Origin of the sequence: Pseudomonas sp. TSRC2-2 (genome assembly GCF_049897785.1) — a bacterium.
Lineage (GTDB): Bacteria > Pseudomonadota > Gammaproteobacteria > Pseudomonadales > Pseudomonadaceae > Aquipseudomonas.
In genome coordinates, this window is record NZ_JAFCWZ010000003.1 from 60,835 (window position 1) to 77,655 (window position 16,821).

The 16,821-nt window shown below is 59.4% G+C and carries 17 protein-coding genes and 1 pseudogene; 5 read left to right on the top strand and 13 right to left on the bottom strand.

Annotated features, from left to right (window positions below; all coding sequences use genetic code 11):
- Positions 1-135: 135 nt before the first annotated feature.
- The gene (locus tag ACP7D9_RS06235) at positions 136-993 is read left to right on the top strand and encodes an SDR family oxidoreductase (protein WP_312999796.1); all 858 of its coding nucleotides are present in this window, start codon (positions 136-138) and stop codon (positions 991-993) included.
- 141 nt (positions 994-1,134) lie between these two features.
- Here the strand turns inward: ACP7D9_RS06235 and ACP7D9_RS06240 are convergent, their stop codons facing one another.
- From ACP7D9_RS06240 to ACP7D9_RS06265, 6 genes are all read right to left on the bottom strand, one after another.
- Entirely contained in the window at positions 1,135-1,875 is a 741-nt protein-coding gene (locus ACP7D9_RS06240; protein ID WP_101161642.1) for a hypothetical protein, read from the bottom strand.
- Positions 1,876-1,940: 65 nt separating this feature from the next.
- A complete protein-coding gene (locus ACP7D9_RS06245) occupies positions 1,941-2,321 on the bottom strand; it encodes a RidA family protein (protein ID WP_003229509.1) in 381 nt (126 codons plus the stop codon).
- 24 nt (positions 2,322-2,345) lie between these two features.
- The gene (gene spoT, locus ACP7D9_RS06250) at positions 2,346-4,451 is read right to left on the bottom strand and encodes a bifunctional GTP diphosphokinase/guanosine-3',5'-bis pyrophosphate 3'-pyrophosphohydrolase (RefSeq protein WP_007920338.1); all 2,106 of its coding nucleotides are present in this window, start codon (positions 4,449-4,451) and stop codon (positions 2,346-2,348) included.
- A 57-nt stretch (positions 4,452-4,508) separates the two neighbouring features.
- A complete protein-coding gene (gene rpoZ, locus ACP7D9_RS06255; RefSeq protein ID WP_039757363.1) occupies positions 4,509-4,772 on the bottom strand; it encodes a DNA-directed RNA polymerase subunit omega in 264 nt (87 codons plus the stop codon).
- Between the two features lie 168 nt (positions 4,773-4,940).
- Entirely contained in the window at positions 4,941-5,561 is a 621-nt protein-coding gene (gene gmk / locus ACP7D9_RS06260) for a guanylate kinase (RefSeq protein WP_426156256.1), read from the bottom strand.
- 13 nt (positions 5,562-5,574) lie between these two features.
- Positions 5,575-6,438: a YicC/YloC family endoribonuclease gene (locus ACP7D9_RS06265; RefSeq protein ID WP_064600420.1), complete on the bottom strand. Its 864-nt coding sequence runs from the start codon at positions 6,436-6,438 to the stop codon at positions 5,575-5,577.
- Positions 6,439-6,706: 268 nt separating this feature from the next.
- On the opposite strand from ACP7D9_RS06265, the gene rph reads away from it, so the two are divergent.
- The 3 genes from rph (at position 6,707) to gltS (ending at position 9,404) form a co-directional block, all read left to right on the top strand.
- A complete protein-coding gene (gene rph / locus ACP7D9_RS06270; protein WP_027610407.1) occupies positions 6,707-7,429 on the top strand; it encodes a ribonuclease PH in 723 nt (240 codons plus the stop codon).
- Between the two features lie 25 nt (positions 7,430-7,454).
- Positions 7,455-7,823, top strand: a complete 369-nt coding sequence (locus tag ACP7D9_RS06275; RefSeq protein WP_426156258.1) for a DUF4870 domain-containing protein — start codon at positions 7,455-7,457, stop codon at positions 7,821-7,823.
- A 372-nt stretch (positions 7,824-8,195) separates the two neighbouring features.
- Positions 8,196-9,404 (top strand): sodium/glutamate symporter, encoded by a 1,209-nt coding sequence (gene gltS / locus ACP7D9_RS06280; protein WP_101161638.1) that lies wholly within the window; start codon positions 8,196-8,198, stop codon positions 9,402-9,404.
- Positions 9,405-9,472: 68 nt separating this feature from the next.
- Here gltS and ACP7D9_RS06285 read toward each other — a convergent pair whose 3' ends face one another.
- Positions 9,473-10,252: an exodeoxyribonuclease III gene (locus ACP7D9_RS06285; protein ID WP_016772543.1), complete on the bottom strand. Its 780-nt coding sequence runs from the start codon at positions 10,250-10,252 to the stop codon at positions 9,473-9,475.
- An 82-nt stretch (positions 10,253-10,334) separates the two neighbouring features.
- On the opposite strand from ACP7D9_RS06285, the gene pyrE reads away from it, so the two are divergent.
- Positions 10,335-10,979 carry an orotate phosphoribosyltransferase gene (gene pyrE / locus ACP7D9_RS06290; RefSeq protein ID WP_101161636.1) on the top strand — a complete coding sequence of 215 codons (645 nt, stop codon included), beginning with the start codon at positions 10,335-10,337 and terminating at the stop codon, positions 10,977-10,979.
- 102 nt (positions 10,980-11,081) lie between these two features.
- Here pyrE and ACP7D9_RS06295 read toward each other — a convergent pair whose 3' ends face one another.
- The 6 genes and pseudogenes from ACP7D9_RS06295 to coaBC all read right to left on the bottom strand — a co-directional run bounded on the left by ACP7D9_RS06295 (position 11,082) and on the right by coaBC (position 16,755).
- Positions 11,082-11,465 carry a hypothetical protein gene (locus tag ACP7D9_RS06295; protein WP_426156261.1) on the bottom strand — a complete coding sequence of 128 codons (384 nt, stop codon included), beginning with the start codon at positions 11,463-11,465 and terminating at the stop codon, positions 11,082-11,084.
- Positions 11,452-12,024 carry a hypothetical protein gene (locus tag ACP7D9_RS06300; RefSeq protein WP_101161632.1) on the bottom strand — a complete coding sequence of 191 codons (573 nt, stop codon included), beginning with the start codon at positions 12,022-12,024 and terminating at the stop codon, positions 11,452-11,454. The genes ACP7D9_RS06295 and ACP7D9_RS06300 overlap by 14 nt, the downstream gene beginning before the upstream one ends.
- A gap of 439 nt (positions 12,025-12,463) precedes the next feature.
- The gene (gene argB / locus ACP7D9_RS06305) at positions 12,464-13,369 is read right to left on the bottom strand and encodes an acetylglutamate kinase (protein ID WP_312999793.1); all 906 of its coding nucleotides are present in this window, start codon (positions 13,367-13,369) and stop codon (positions 12,464-12,466) included.
- A 17-nt stretch (positions 13,370-13,386) separates the two neighbouring features.
- A pseudogene (locus tag ACP7D9_RS06310) lies at positions 13,387-14,790 on the bottom strand (phosphomannomutase/phosphoglucomutase); the annotation flags it as partial.
- Between the two features lie 295 nt (positions 14,791-15,085).
- The gene (gene dut / locus ACP7D9_RS06315) at positions 15,086-15,541 is read right to left on the bottom strand and encodes a dUTP diphosphatase (protein ID WP_208939256.1); all 456 of its coding nucleotides are present in this window, start codon (positions 15,539-15,541) and stop codon (positions 15,086-15,088) included.
- Between the two features lie 5 nt (positions 15,542-15,546).
- On the bottom strand, positions 15,547-16,755 hold the full coding sequence (gene coaBC, locus ACP7D9_RS06320) for a bifunctional phosphopantothenoylcysteine decarboxylase/phosphopantothenate--cysteine ligase CoaBC (RefSeq protein WP_039757372.1): 1,209 nt from the start codon (positions 16,753-16,755) through the stop codon (positions 15,547-15,549).
- Positions 16,756-16,821 lie beyond the last annotated feature (66 nt).

A 16,821-nucleotide genomic window follows, 5' to 3' on the forward strand; every position in this document is an offset into this window, starting at 1 on the left:
CCGAGAACAAAAGTGGCCTGCATTATTGCAAGTAATTCTTGTTAACAAAAGTAATAGAGTAACTTTTTTTCCTTCATTGCTAGCCGTTCGTCCTTTGCCGGAGCTAGTCTGTGCCTTTCCGATAGGAGTTTTTTGATGTCCGCGCCTTCTGTTTTGATTGCCGGCTGTGGTGATGTCGGCAGTCGTCTGGCCACGCAATTACTGGTCGCTGGCTGGCAAGTCCATGGCCTGCGCCGGGACGTTTCCAAGCTGCCGGAGGGTGTCATCGGCGTCGCCGGCGACTTGTTCAACGAAGAATGTCCCGCTACCTGGCCGGTGGGGGCTGTGGATTATCTGGTGTATTGCGCTGCGGCCACCGACCACGATGAAGAGGGCTATCGCAAAGCCTACGTACAAGGCTTGCAGAATGTCCTGAGCTGGCTGGATGACTACGGGCAAGCGCCTGAGCGAGTGATTTTCGTATCCAGCAGCAGCGTGTATGGCCAGCAGGACGGGGCATGGGTCGATGAGACTTGCGAGACTGTCGCGACCGGTTATTCAGGTCGCTTGATGCTCGAAGCCGAGCAGGTTGCGCTCAACAGCGGCATCCCGGCGAGCGTGCTGCGCCTGACCGGCATTTATGGCCCCGGCCGCGAGTGGCTGCTGACTCAGGTACGTCGCGGCTACCGCGTCGCCGTCGAGCCGCCGCTGTATGGCAATCGTATTCACGCTGACGACGCGGCGGGTCTGCTGGCGTTTCTGCTGGAGAAAGACCGCGAGGGCGCGAAGTTGGAACAGTTCTACATTGGTGTAGACGATGCGCCTGCGCCGTTGGCCGAAGTGGTGGGCTGGCTGCGCGAATATCTGGGTGTGACTGAATGGGCGGAAGACGCCAGCGTGCGCCGTACCGGCAGCAAGCGTTGCAGCAATGCGCGGGCGAAAGCGTTGGGCTGGGTGCCGACTTATCCGACCTACCGCGAAGGCTACGCGGCGATTCTTGAGGGTCGCTGCTGACCTCCAAACTTCACAAAACAGCTGTGGGAGCGAGCTTGCTCGCGAAGAGGGCTTAACATTCAACATCTACGTTGGCTGTTTTACCGCGTTCGCGAGCAAACTCGCTCCCACATTGGATTTGCTGCAATCCCTGAGGCGGGGTCACTGCTTCTCCAGCAACCACTTGCGCTCACCCGCGGCGAACTGCGGTTGCTCATCCGCCAGCGCAGCGTTAACTGCCTGCAGAATCTCCAGCTCTTTGCCCTTGCGCACGAAGATCCAGTTATTGCCCTGACCATTGAGCTGCAGCCACATGCTGTCGTTGCCGTTGCTCATCGACGCGCAATCGCCAGCCAGGCACAAAGCATAACGATCAACGCCCGGCAGGCCTGTCACCTGGCCATCGGCTTGAAACTGCACGGTGCCGCCTTCGCCCTGACCGCTGGCGATGGTCCAGTTGCCGCCCAGATACGCCGAATACAGCGCGCGCTCGAAGCTCGCACCGATCGGCGCGCCTTCGGGCACCGGGATCTGTGCGCGATCGAAGATTTGTTCGGGTTCGTTATCGCTGGCGGCTTGCTGCAGGCGTCCGCCGTCGCGTTTCAGTTCGCTGGCGGAGCTGCCATAAAAGTCGACTTTCCAGGCGCCGGACTGTTCGCCGAGCAGCCGCCCTTCGACGTTCTCAAAACCGTTGGTGTAGCGGGCCTGACTGGCCTTGGTGTTGACGTCCCATTCCAGATTCGGGCCATAGGCCTGAAGCGCTTCGCGCAGGGGGCCGCCCTTGGCGGCGGCATCGATCGCCACCTGGTTGATCCAGGTGCCGCTGATGTCACGGTCGGCAGGGTCGCTGGCGCAGCCGCCGAGAAACAGGGCGAGCAGCGAGAGAGCTAGCGCTTTGCGCATGGTGGAATCCTTTCAAAACCTTTTCTTGCGGCAGTCGGCGCGGCGTGAAGGCCGCGCCGTGCGCTTCACTCGATGACCAGAATGGCATCCATTTCAACCTGCGAACCCTTTGGCAGGGCCGCCACGCCGATTGCGGCGCGGGCCGGGTATGGCTGATCGAAGTACTTGCCCATGATCTCGTTGACCTTGGCGAAGTGGCTCAGGTCGGTAAGGAAGATGTTCAGTTTGACGATGTCCTTGAACGAACCGCCGGCGGCTTCGGCGACGGCTTTGAGGTTCTCGAAGACCTGGACGGTCTGGGCTTCGAAGCCTTCGACCAGTTCCATGGTTTTCGGGTCCAGCGGGATCTGGCCCGACATGTACACGGTATTGCCCGCCTTGATCGCCTGGGAGTAAGTACCGATGGCGGCCGGGGCCTTGTCGCTGGTGATGACGGTTTTGGTCATGTAGGACTCCTTGTAATGGGCAGGTTATGCACGCATGCGGGTGATACGGATCACCCCGGTCAAGGCGCGCAGCTTCTTGATCACACGGGCCAGGTGCACGCGGTCGTGGACGCTGACCACCAGTTGCACGACGCTGATGCGACCATCGCGTTCGTCCATGCTGATTTTCTCGATGTTGCCGTCGGCCGCGTTGACGCTGCTGGCCAGCAGGGCGATCAGGCCGCGCTGGTGTTCCAGTTCGACGCGCAGCTCGACGTTGAATTCGCCGGTGACATCCTTGGCCCACGAGAGCTGGATGCACTTTTCCGGGTTGTGCCGGATTTCGCTGATGTTGCGGCAGTTGTCCAGGTGCACGACCATGCCTTTGCCCGCCGACAGGTGGCCGACAATCGGGTCGCCGGGTATCGGCGTGCAGCACTTGGCGTAGCTGAGCACCAGACCTTCGGTGCCGCGAATCGCCAGCGGGCCTTCCGGGCTTGGCAGTTGCTCGCCTTCGCCGAGCAGGCGACGGGCGACCACATAGGCCATGCGGTTGCCCAGGCCGATGTCTTCGAGCAAGTCTTCGATCAATTCGAGGCGGTACTCGGTGAGCATCGCCTTGACGCGTTCGGCCGGGATTTTCTCCAGCGAACTGTCGAAACCGTTGAGAACCTTGTTCAGCAAACGTTCGCCGAGACTGATGGACTCGGAGCGGCGCTGCAGTTTCAGCGCGTGACGAATGTGCGTGCGCGCCTTGCCGGTAACAACGAAGTTGAGCCATGCCGGGTTTGGCCGGGCGCCGGGTGCGCTGACGATCTCGACCGTGGAGCCGCTCTGCAGCGGTTCGGACAGCGGTGCGAGACGACGATTGATGCGGCAGGCGATGCAACTGTTGCCAACGTCGGTGTGGACTGCGTAGGCGAAGTCGACTGCAGTGGAGCCTTTCGGCAGCTCCATGATCCGGCCTTTGGGCGTGAACACATAGACCTCGTCCGGGAACAGGTCGATCTTCACGCTTTCGATGAATTCCAGCGAGTTGCCGGCGCGTTGCTGCATTTCCAGCACGCCTTTGACCCACTGGCGGGCGCGGGCATGTGTGCCTTTCGGCTGCTCATCGCCGCTGGACTTGTACAGCCAATGCGCGGCGATGCCGTTGTTGGCCATCTCTTCCATTTCGCGGGTGCGGATCTGGATCTCGATCGGTACACCGTGCATGCCGAACAGCGTGGTGTGCAGCGACTGATAGCCGTTGGCCTTGGGGATGGCGATGTAATCCTTGAAGCGCCCGGGCAACGGTTTGTACAAATTATGCACAGCACCCAGTACGCGGTAGCAGGTATCGACCTTGTCTACGATGATCCGGAACGCGTAGACGTCCATGATCTCGTTGAACGCCCGACGCTTGCCGCGCATCTTTTTGTAGATGCCGTAGAGGTGTTTCTGCCGACCGCTGACTTCACCCTGGATGCCGTCGATGGCGAGGCAATGGCCGAGGGATTCTTCGATCTTGTTGACGATTTCCTTGCGATTGCCCCGGGCGCGCTTGACCGCCTGATAGATCCGCGCGGAACGCATCGGGTGCATCGCCTTGAAACCGAGGTCTTCGAATTCTATGCGGATCGCATGCATGCCCAGCCGGTTGGCGATGGGGGCGTAGATCTCGAGGGTTTCCTTGGCGATGCGCCGGCGTTTTTCACCGGACAGCACTTCCAGTGTGCGCATGTTGTGCAGGCGGTCGGCGAGCTTGACCAGGATCACGCGAATGTCGCGTGCCATGGCCATGGCCATTTTCTGGAAGTTTTCGGCTTGGGCTTCGGCTTTGGTTTCGAAGTTCATCTGGGTCAGTTTGCTGACCCCGTCGACCAGTTCGGCCACGGTTTCGCCGAACTGCGCTTGCAGCGCTTCTTTGGCGATACCGGTGTCTTCGATCACGTCATGCAGCATCGCGGCCATCAGGCTCTGATGGTCCATGTGCATGTCGGCAAGAATATTTGCCACGGCAAGAGGATGCGTGACGTACGCCTCGCCGCTGCGACGGCGCTGACCGTCATGGGCTTGTTCGGCGTAGAAATACGCTCGGCGGACCAGGTTGACCTGGTCGTTGCCGAGGTAGGTCGATAAGCGATCGGCGAGGGCGTCTATGCTCGGCATGATGAATCCTGCCGCAAGCTGTGACCCCGCGCCGTGCTACGTCGACCAGGCATAGGCTTAGACGGCCTCGTTCGACTCGTCCTCGAACGCTGCGAACAGCGGCTCATCCTGGACGATTTCCTGCTCGGCGATGTACTCGTAGCTCATCACGCCTTCAGCAATTTCACGTAGCGCGACAACGGTCGGCTTGTCGTTTTCCCACTGCACCAATGGCTCTTTGCCGCCGGTGGCCAGTTGACGGGCACGCTTGGTAGAGAGCATGACCAGCTCAAAGCGGTTTTCCACGTGTTCTAGGCAGTCTTCAACGGTTACGCGGGCCATGGTATTCCTCGGAGCGAATGCAATATGCGCGCTGCCCGGTTGGGCGAGCGGACTGAGCAGTTTAAAAAATCACCAGCGATTAGGGAAGCGCTGATTTTTTGATCAAACCCTTCAACGCGCTGCAAGCACCAATGTAAAGCGCTTGCAGGCATTTTGGGAAGTGCTGTTTCAGCCGAGCAATTCAGCCAGTAATTTGCCGAAGCGTACTTGCTGACGTTTCTGTTGCAGCTGATTGGCGCGGAAAATCGCTTTCAGATCGTCCAGCGCATGGGCGAAATCGTCGTTGATGATCACGTAGTCGTAATCGACATAGTGGCTCATCTCGCTGACCGCTTCGCGCATGCGGCCGTCAATGATCTCATCGCTGTCCTGGCCACGGTTGGTCAGGCGCTGGTGCAACGCTTGCAGCGACGGCGGCAGGATGAAGATCGAGCGCGCTTGCGGCATCAGCTTGCGCACTTGCTCGGCGCCTTGCCAGTCGATTTCCAGAATCAGGTCATGACCTTCGTCCAGCGTCTGTTGCAGACGGCTTTGCGAGGTGCCGTAGAAGTTGCCGAAGACTTCGGCGCGTTCAAGGAAGTCACCGTGCTCGCCCATTTTCACGAACTCTTCGCGGGTCACGAAGTGGTAGTTCACGCCGTCCACTTCGCCGGGACGCATGGCGCGGGTGGTGTGGGAGACCGAGACGCGGATTTCCGGATCGGCGTCGGTCAACGCCTTGACCAGACTGCTCTTGCCCGCGCCCGATGGCGCGGAAATGATGTACAGGGTGCCGGTGTGTTGGGTCATGTCGGGGGTAGCCTTACTCAATGTTCTGCACTTGTTCGCGCATCTGCTCAATCAACACTTTGAGGTTGACGGCGGCCTGGGTGCTGCGCGGGTCGAAGGCCTTGGAGCCCAGTGTGTTGGCTTCGCGGTTGAGTTCCTGCATCAGGAAGTCGAGGCGGCGTCCGGCCGCGCCGCCGGACTTGAGCACCCGGCGGACTTCGATGATGTGAGTGCTCAGTCGATCCAGTTCTTCGGCCACGTCGCTTTTTTGCGCGAGGATGACCATTTCCTGTTCCAGTCGCTGCGGGTCGAGCTCGGCCTTCATGTCGGCGAAGCGGTCGAGGACTTTCTGGCGCTGGGTGGCGAGCATCTGCGGCACCAGTTCACGCAGGGTCACCACGTCTTCTTCGATGGCCGTCAGGCGGTCGTTGATCAAGCGGGCCAGCTCCGCGCCTTCACGCTCGCGGCCAGCCTTCAGATCCTTCAAGCCCTGATTGAACAGCGCCAGCGCTTCGGCGTTCAGCGCTTGCGGGTCGGTCGCATCGGCCACCAGCACGCCGGGCCAGGCCAGCACCTCCAAGGGATTCAGCGCGGCGGGATTCTTGATCAGGCCGGCAACGGTTTCCGCAGCGGCGACCAACTGCGCGGCGCGCTCGCGGTCGACCTGCAGCGGCTTGCCGGTGCTTTCCTCGGTGAAGCGCAGCGTACATTCCAGTTTGCCTCGCGACAGGCCCTGACGCAGCGCCTCACGCACGGCGCCCTCAAGGTCACGAAACGATTCAGGCAAACGCAGGTGCGGTTCCAGATAGCGGCTGTTGACCGAGCGCAGTTCCCAGCTCAGGGTGCCCTGAACGCCGGCTTTTTCGACGCGGGCGAAGGCGGTCATGCTGTGCACCATGGCGGTGACCTCGCAATGCAGATCGGCGCGAAACGGTGTTTCGCAGGCGCGATTTCAATGAATTTAAGCCGACTGGCAGCAAAGGCGCAGGATTGTAGCGCAGTGCGGTGAATGCGCCCAAACACACGGTGTGACAAAGCGCTGCAGCCCGTCGGTTATGCGCGCTTGAGGGGCTTCGGTCGTCGGCCGGCGGTTTTAACCAGTGCCCACTCGCGGTGCGGGGCTCTATAATGCTCGGCAGTTTTCCGTCCTCAGTACAGGTATCCCTATGAAACGTCCAAGTGGTCGCGCTGCCGATCAGCTCCGCTCGATCCGCATCACCCGCAACTACACCAAACACGCCGAGGGATCCGTACTGGTCGAATTCGGTGATACCAAGGTCATCTGCACCGTCAGCGTCGAAAACGGCGTGCCGCGCTTCCTCAAAGGCCAGGGCCAGGGCTGGCTGACTGCCGAGTACGGCATGCTGCCGCGCGCTACCGGCGAGCGTAACCAGCGTGAAGCCAGTCGTGGCAAGCAGGGCGGCCGAACTCTGGAAATCCAGCGTCTGATCGGCCGCTCCCTGCGTGCGGCGCTGGACATGTCCAAGCTCGGCGACGTGACGCTGTACGTCGATTGCGACGTGATCCAGGCCGATGGCGGCACTCGTACCGCGTCCATCACTGGCGCCATGGTTGCACTGGTCGACGCCTTGAAAGTAATCAAGAAACGCGGCGGCTTGAAGGGCGGCGACCCGCTCAAGCAAATGATCGGCGCGGTCTCGGTGGGCATGTACCAGGGCGAGCCAGTACTGGATCTGGACTATCTTGAAGATTCCGCGGCTGAAACCGACCTGAACGTAGTGATGACCAGCACCGGTGGCTTCATCGAAGTACAGGGCACCGCTGAAGGCGCGCCGTTCCAGCCGGAAGACTTGAACGCCATGCTGGAACTGGCGAAGAAAGGCATGAACGAAATCTTCGAGCTGCAGAAGGCTGCACTGGCCGACTGAGGTTTTTGACCACAAGGAGGATGTGATGAGTGACGAGCAAGAGTTGCTGCCCAAACCGAGCCAGGAGGTTCGCCAGTGGGCGATGTTCTGTCACTTGTCCGCGTTGCTGGGGATCTGGATTCCGTTCGGCAATCTCGTCGGGCCGCTGATCCTGTGGCAGATGAAGCGTGTGAAGGACCCTTTCATCGATGCGCAGGGCAAAGAGGCGCTGAATTTTCAGATCACTGTCGCCATTGCTTCGATGATCTGCTTCCTCCTCATGCTGTTGATCATTGGTTTCTTTCTGTTTGGCTTGCTGGCGATTGCGGCACTGGTCCTGACGATCATCGCAGGGGTCAAGGCCAACGAAGGTTTCCCATACAGATATCCGTTCACCTGGCGACTGATCAAGTAGTGGTCCGCTGAATGGCAGTATCAGAAATGCCCCGAGATGTCGGGGTATTTTTTATTTATGCAATTAAATAATGGGTTTTTGTTGTAGGACTAGTCTGTTGTCGATGTGCGGTTTGGCATCTATTAACTGAATTTCTTCAGTTACATCTTTGGTCACAACTTATCGGGCAAGTGTTTGTCCCCGTCCTTGTTAGTGTCGCGAGCGGGTTGTTAAAGTTGCTCGGTGTAATGTTTCCGCTGAAACATTTCGATATGTTCAAGCCATCGAAGGCACTTGAATTCCCTAGTAATCAGTGTTGAGACGATCAGCCATTTCACCCGTCGGGCCCAGGGTAAAAGCTCGCCTTGTGAATACATAGCAAGAATAATCCACATGATTCAGCTTGATTTTTACGGCACGCTCGTAGCCGCTTCCTTAGTGCTATTGCTCGGACGCGGACTGGTTACGCGTGTTGGCTTTCTGCGAAGTTACAACATTCCTGAACCGGTAGCGGGCGGCCTGGTGGTTGCCGTGCTTTTGTTGATATTGCGCACTTTCGATATTGAAGTTCGCTTCGATACATCATTGCAAACACCGTTGATGTTGGCGTTCTTTGCCACGATTGGCTTGAGTGCCGACCTTGCTAGTCTGAAAAAGGGCGGCCGCATTGTCGGCATTTTCCTGTTGGCGGTCATTGGCTTGCTGGTGGTGCAGAACGCCATGGGAATCGGCTTGGCAACCCTGCTCGGGCTCGACCCTTTAATGGGCTTGCTGACGGGCTCGATCACGCTGGCCGGTGGCCATGGAACTGGTGCTGCATGGGGCGCGGTGTTCAGCGAGAAATATGGTCTGGCCTCGGCTTCGGAGCTGGCGCTGGCCTCCGCGACGTTCGGTCTGGTCCTGGGTGGGCTGATCGGCGGGCCCGTCGCCCGGTTGCTGATCAAGCGTGTGCAAGTGCCGGGCTGCAGTGCGCAACAAGCGCCGCGACTGCCAAAAGGTTTTGAACAGCCAAACAAAGAGCGTTCGATCACACCTTTTTCGTTCGTTGAAACACTGGCGTTGATTGCGGTCAGCCTGCTCGCAGGCAATCTTTTGAATGGCTTGCTGCAGGGCACTGCTTTCGAGCTGCCGACGTTTGTCTGCGTTCTGTTTGTGGGCGTGATGTTGCGTAACGGGTTGTCAGCGCTCGGTTTGTATCAGGTATTCGAGCGTGAGGTCTCGGTGCTGGGCAACGTAAGCCTCTCGTTGTTTTTGGCGATCGCGTTGATGTCACTGAAGCTTTGGGATCTGGCGGCGCTGGCGTTGCCGATCTTCATTATTCTGGCCGTGCAGGCATTGGTCATGGCGCTGTTCGCGATTTTCGTGACGTTCCGGGTAATGGGCAGCAACTATGATGCCGCTGTGCTCGCTGCTGGCCATTGCGGCTTCGGTCTTGGTGCCACGCCGACGGCCATTGCCAATATGCAAGCAGTGACGCAACGCTACGGGCCGTCACAGATTGCCTTTCTGGTGGTGCCGATGGTGGGAGCGTTCTTCATCGATATCGTGAACGTCATCGTGATCAAGCTGTACCTGACGTTGCCATTCTTCGCGGCGGTCTAGATAGGGCGCCCATGAAAAATGCCCGCGTCTCACGATGCGGGCATTTTCTTTGGCTGCGCTTACGACGCTTAAATAGTCAGCGTCCAGTCGTAGTCGACGATCAATGGCGCGTGCTGCGAGAATCGGGGCTGACGCGGCAGGCGTGCGCTGCGCACCGAACGACGCAGGCCCGGCGTCAGGATCTGGTAATCAAAACGCCAGCCCAGATTGAGCATTTCGGCCTGTTCGTTATCCGGCCACCAGCTGTACTGGTCACCTTCACGACTGACTTCACGCAACGCATCGACATAGCCCATGTTGCCGACAATCTCGTCCATCCAGGCGCGTTCCGGCGCCAGGAAACCTGGAGATTGCTGGCTGTCGCGCCAGTTCTTGATGTCGAGTTTCTGCTGCGCAACGTACAGCGAGCCACAATAAATGTACTCGCGACGTTTGCGTCGCTGTTTGTCCAGGTACTTGCCGAAGTCGTCCATGAGCTTGAACTTCTGGTTCAAGTCCTCATCGCCGTTCATCCCCGAAGGAAACAGCAAGGTGGCAATACTGACTTTGTCGAAATCTGCTTGCAGGTAGCGCCCGTAGCGGTCGGCCGTCTCGAAACCGAGACCGCTGATGACAGCCTTCGGTTGCAACCGCGAATACAAAGCCACGCCGCCTTGGGCAGGGACTTCAGCATCGCAGGCATAAAGGAAGTAGCCATCCAGTTGGAAGGCTGGGTCATCCAGTTCAAAGGCGGAGGCACGGGTGTCCTGCAGGCAGATGACGTCGGCATTCTGGGCTTGCAGCCAACTGAGCAAACCGCGCTCGACTGCCGCCTGAATACCATTGACGTTCACACTGATGATCCGCATAAATGGCCCCAAAAATCGCGTGCGTGTATGATACACGGCGTCAAGCTAATTAGCTAAATCCGTGGTATTTGGGGTTTTTTTCATGCAAGCGTATCAGCGCGATTTCATTCGTTTTGCCATCGATCGCGGCGTTTTGCGCTTCGGTGAGTTCACCCTGAAGTCCGGGCGCACCAGTCCTTACTTCTTCAACGCCGGCCTGTTCAACTCGGGTTCGGCCCTGGCGCAACTGGGGCGTTTCTACGCTGCCGCCATTGCCGAAAGCGGCATCCCCTTCGACGTTCTGTTTGGCCCGGCTTACAAAGGCATTCCGCTGGCGGCGACTACCGCCGTTGCGCTGGCCGAACATCACGGCCGCGACCTGCCATGGTGCTTCAATCGCAAGGAAGCCAAGGCCCACGGCGAGGGTGGCAGCCTGGTCGGCGCACCGCTGACTGGTGAAGTCTTGATCATCGACGATGTAATCACCGCCGGCACCGCCATTCGCGAAGTAATGCAGATCATCGCTTCCCAGGACGGCGCGAAGGCTGCCGGTGTGCTGATCGCGCTGAACCGTCAGGAGCGAGGCAACGGCGAGTTGTCGGCGATCCAGGAAGTCGAGCGCGACTTCGGCATTCCGGTGATCAGCATCGTTTCGCTGAATCAGGTGCTGGAATTCCTCGCCGACGATCCGCAGCTCAAGCAGCACTTGCCAGCCGTCGAAGCCTATCGCGCCCAGTTTGGCGTCTGAGACGAACCTGCAGGAGCTGCCGAAGGCTGCGATCTTTTGATCTTGATCTGACAAAACAAAATCAAAAGATCGCAGCCTTCGGCAGCTCCTACAGGGGGGGGGCTAACGCAATTTGCGCCATTTGCCGAGCAGCCTCAGCGCGAGTCCAACATTGACCAGCGCGAATACCAGCAGCGCAGCTACCACCATCACATACAGCGTGTGATCCACATCGAAATCCCACAGATCCAGCGTGCTGCTGCCGATGATGCGAACCGCTGCCGGCAAGTTGACGTAGAACAATGCCACGAAAGCGCACGTCAATGGCAATGCTCGCCAGTAGAAAGCAGCCATCACCTTGTCTCGACTGCGTTTTCGGCCCTGCGAACCCGTTTGATATTGATCCTCAGCCAGCGCTTCGTTGAGCGCCGGCCATGCCAGGTTGAACATGCACGTGGTCAGGGTCAGCAGCAAGCCGCTGACCGCGACAATGTCACTGAACGGCATTCAAGCCCAGCGTTGCGCAGAGCAATGCGTGGGAATCTTCGCTGATCTCGAACTGTCCGGCGCTGCCCTTTCGCTTGGTGATGGGTTTGAACGTCGGCTCGTTTTGGGTGATGAGCATGTTCAGCTCATCGCGAATCACGTCCGAGCTGATCACCACCAGAAACACGTTTTGCGCATGTTCGGCAGACTCGATCACCGCGCGCATGCTGTGCTGCAGGATGTCGTCGAGCTGGTTGCGAAAGCGTGAAACAGTATTCTTCAGCAGGGTTTTGCTTTGGCTCTGGGTCAGTTGAAAGATCGTCGAGATCTGCGATTCGGTCGGCAGCGTTTGCCCGAAGTAGCTCTGAATCAGATACAGCAGACGATCCTGTTTGGCTTCGTCGGCCCGGCTGGGCATGCCGCCCTCGACCAGCATTTTCAGGTATTCAGTCAGGCTCGCCTTGGCGATCCGCTCCAGTGCGTGGGCGATTTCGGCGTCGCCGATGCGCAAGGTTTTTTTCACCGGCTCCTTCTGTTCCTGCTCGAAAGCGTCGGCGTCGATCGTGAACGAGATCCGCATGGCTCAGGCGCTCCGGGTTATTTGTCGCTGGTTGCTGGATAGGGATCCTGCGGTGCGTCTCCCTGCCCGCGCAGGACTTTCCAGCCCTTGAGAGGATGAGACGCTTGCGTGAAGTCAGGGCAGGGCGGCATCGAAGTTTGCGAGGGGCCTGAATACTCTCGGCCACAGTCCACGCAGGCGTAAGTGCCAGCCGAAATGTCACTGCCGTAAGGAACGCTGTCTTTTTGCATGGGAAGATCTCCACTGAATGAAGGGAAGATCCTAGGGCGATTTGTTCTGGGGGGATGTCGGACGTTTCGCTATGTCGAGTCAGGCGTTTCCTTCGCGGCCAAAAAGATCGCAGCCTGCGGCAACTCCTACAGAAAGCGGGTTCTCGTCTGTACGAAATCCCTGTAGGAGCTGCCGAAGGCTGCGATCTTTTGCTTTCAGCGATTAGCGATCATGGACGCTTGCGATTGCTGATCAGCGTACCCACGCCGGTGTCAGTGAAGATTTCCAGCAGGATCGCATTCGGCACGCGACCATCGATGATCAGCGAACTGCCAACACCGCCCTGAACCGCTTCCAGTGCGCAGCGGATCTTCGGCAGCATGCCGCCATAGATCGTGCCGTCGGCGATCAGGTCGTCGACCTGCTGCGTGCTCAGGCCGGTCAATACGGTGCCCGACTTGTCCATCAGGCCGGCAATATTGGTCAGCAACATCAGCTTTTCAGCTTTCAGCGCTTCGGCAACCTTGCCCGCCACGAGGTCGGCGTTGATGTTGTACGACTCGCCGTTCTCACCGACGCCGATTGGCGCGATGACAGGGATGAAGTTGCCTCTGACCAGCAAATTGAGCAACTCGGTGTTGATCCCGACCACTTCGCCGACATGACCGATGTCGATGATTTCCGGCTGGGTCATCTCCGGGGTCTGACGGGAGACGGTGAGCTTTTTCGCGCGAATCAGCCCGGCGTCTTTACCGGTCAGGCCGATGGCGCTGCCACCATGGCGATTGATCAGGTTGACGATGCTCTTGTTGACCTGACCGCCCAAGACCATTTCCACAACGTCCATGGTCGCGGCGTCGGTGACGCGCATGCCGTCGACGAAATGGCTTTCAATCGACAGGCGCTTGAGCAGATCACCGATCTGCGGGCCGCCACCGTGCACGACCACCGGGTTTATGCCTACGGCTTTCATCAGCACGATGTCGCGGGCGAAGCCGGTTTTCAGCTCCTCGCTTTCCATCGCGTTGCCGCCGTATTTGATCACCAGGGTCTTGCCGACATAGCGTCGGATGTAAGGCAGCGCTTCGGACAGGACCTTGGCAGTGTTGGCGGCGGCTTCGCGTTCGAGGGTCATTCAGGGCTCCGGGTGGATCAGAACGGTAGTTGGAGATCAGGTGCAACGCGTTTAAGTTGGGCGTGGAATACATCCTTGATGCGCTGCAATTCAGCCTCGTCATCGGCCTCGAAACGCAGCACCAGCACCGGTGTGGTGTTGGACGCGCGCACCAGGCCCCAGCCTTTGGCGTAATCGACCCGCACGCCGTCGATGGTGGTCAGGTCGGCGCCTTCGCCCCACTGAGCATCGTGCAGTGCATCAATGATGCTGAATTTGCTCTCTTCGGTCACATGGATATTGATCTCCGGCGTGGAAATATCGTTCGGGAAGGTCGCAAACAGCTCTTCCGCAGTGGATTTTTCCTTGCTGAGGATCTCCAGCAGACGTGCGGCGCTGTAGATGCCGTCGTCGAAACCGAACCAGCGCTCCTTGAAGAAGATGTGCCCGCTCATTTCGCCGGCCAACAGCGCGCCGGATTGCTTCATTTTCTTCTTGATCAACGAGTGACCGGTCTTCCACATTAGCGGCCGACCGCCGTATTCCTTGATCAGCGGCACCAGGCGACGGGTGCATTTGACGTCGAAGATGATCTCCGCGTCCGGATTTCGAGCCACTACGTCGCGAGCAAAAAGCATCAGCAGGCGATCCGGGTAGACGATGCTGCCGGTGTTGGTCACCACACCGACGCGGTCGCCGTCGCCGTCGAAGGCCAGGCCGATGTCGGCGTTGGTTTCCTTGACCTTGGCGATCAGGTCGACGAGGTTTTCCGGTTTGCCCGGATCCGGGTGATGGTTCGGGAAGTTGCCGTCGACTTCGCAGAACAGCGGGATGACTTCGCAGTTCAGCGCTTCGATCAGTTGCGGAGCGATCACACCGGCCGCGCCGTTGCCGCAGTCGACCACGACTTTCAGACGACGGGCGAGTTTGATGTCCTGGACGATTTCGGTGTTGTAACGGTCGAGGATTTCGACCTGAGTGACGCTGCCCTGGCCAGTGCTCAGGTCATTGTTCTTGATGCGCTCGTGCAGCACCTGGATCTGTTCGTTGGCGAGGGTGTCGCCGGCGATCACGATCTTGAAACCGTTGTAATTCGAAGGGTTGTGGCTACCGGTGAGCATCACCCCGGACTTGCCGGCCAGCACGTTGGCGGCGTAGTACAGCGCTGGCGTTGGTACCAGGCCCACATCGCTGACGTGGCAACCACTTTCGGCGATGCCGCGAATGAGTTCCGCGACCAGTTCCGGGCCAGACAGGCGACCGTCGCGACCGACCGACACATTCGGTTCGCCTTGGGCCAGGCTCTGCGAGCCGATGGCGCGGCCAATCCAGTAAGCGGTTTCACCGTTGAGAAAATCCGGCACGGTGCCGCGAATGTCGTAGGCGCGGAAAATGCTGTCAGGCAGCTTAGGGGCGATTTTGGCGGGGGTGCTCATCTGTGGACATGCTCCATCTCGGAAAGGGCGGGACACGCCGGCGAAATGTTCGACGGCAGGCTCAAACTGAAGGGTATGACGGCGTTTTGCACAGAGAGTTCGTGCTATGAAAGGGCCATGACGCCTCCGCTGGCCGGGCTCGCGACTGGCAAAACCTTGATTTTCCGCGCTTAACCGTTCAAGCGAATCTGTACAAATTTCCGTGAAGGAGCTGCCGCAGGCTGGGATCTTTTGATCTTGATCTTGAAAAAACAAAGTCAAAAGATCGCAGCCTGCGGCAGCTCCTACAGGGGATATTCAGTTACTTGGTGCCAGTGTGGCCAAAGCCGCCGGTGCCACGCTCGGTCTCGACGAACTCTTCAACCATTTCAAAGTGAGCCTGCACCACCGGTACCAGCACCAATTGCGCCAGGCGTTCGCCGACGGTCATGGTGAAGTCGCTCTGGCCGCGGTTCCAGCAGGACACCATCAGCGGGCCTTGGTAGTCGGAGTCGATCAGGCCGACCAGATTGCCCAGGACGATGCCGTGTTTATGGCCCATGCCGGAGCGCGGCAGGATCAGTGCAGCGAGATTCGGGTCGCCGATGTAGACCGACAGGCCGGTGGGAATCAGCACGGTTTCCCCCGGCTTGATCACGGTGTCCTGATCGAGCATGGCGCGCAGGTCGAGGCCGGCGGAGCCCGGCGTGGCGTATTGCGGCAGCGGGAAGTCGGTGCCGATGCGTGGATCGAGGATCTTGGCTTGCAAAGCGTGCATGTAAATTAAACCTGGTTCAGACGTTCGGCGATAAAAGTGACCAGTTGGCGAGCAATCTTGCTCTTGCTGGTCTGGGCGAAAACCGTGGCGTGCAGCTCACGGTCGATGACGCTGCAGGCGTTCTCTTCACTGTTGAAGCCGATGCTCGGGTTGGCGACGTCGTTGGCGACGATCAAATCGAGATTCTTGTCCTTCAGCTTGCGTGCAGCGTAGTCGAGCAGGTGTTCGGTTTCGGCGGCGAAGCCGACACTGAACGGACGGTCGGGACGGGTCGCGATGGTGGCGAGGATGTCCGGGTTGCGCACCATTTGCAGGACGAAGCCGTCCCCGCTCGTAGGATCTTTCTTGAGTTTATGTGGCGCGACGACTTCCGGCCGGTAGTCCGCCACCGCAGCCGACGAGATGAACACGTCGCATGGCATGGCCGATTCGCAGGCGGCGAGCATGTCGCGGGCGCTGACCACGTCGATCCGCGTTACACGATCTGGCGTCGGCAAGTGCACCGGGCCGCTGATCAAAGTGACGCGGGCGCCGGCTTCCACGGCCGCTTCGGCGAGGGCAAAGCCCATCTTGCCGGAGCTGTGGTTGGTGATGTAGCGCACTGGGTCGATGTTTTCCTGGGTGGGGCCGGCGGTGATCACCACATGCTTGCCGGTCAGGGCCAGGCGCTGGAAGCAATCGGCGGCGAGCAGCGCCAGATCGGTGGCCTCCATCATGCGGCCCATGCCGACGTCGCCGCAGGCCTGGCTGCCGGACGCCGGGCCGAAGGTCTTCAGGCCACGACTTTCCAGCAGTTGCAGGTTGGCCTGAGTGGCCGGGTCGCGCCACATTGCCTGATTCATCGCCGGCGCGACGGCCACGACGGCATCGGTGGCCAGCACCAGTGTGGTCAGCAAATCGTTGGCGATGCCTTGCGCCAGGCGCGCAATCAGGTCGGCGGTGGCCGGGGCGATCAGCACCAGATCGGCCCACTTCGCCAGCTCGATATGGCCCATCGCGGCTTCGGCGGCCGGGTCGAGCAAGTCGAGGTGCACCGGGTGGCCCGACAGGGCCTGCATGGTCAGCGGGGTAATGAACTCGGCGCCGCCATGGGTCATGACCACGCGCACTTCAGCGCCCTGGTCGATCAGGCGGCGAACCAGATCGGCGCTCTTGTAGGCCGCAATGCCGCCGCCGACGCCCAGAACGATGCGTTTCCGATACAGCCGCTGCATAGGTCTGCCTTTCATTTCGTTGATGACTGCGGCGCGATGCCCCTCCCCAGGGTTGAATCGACCGCC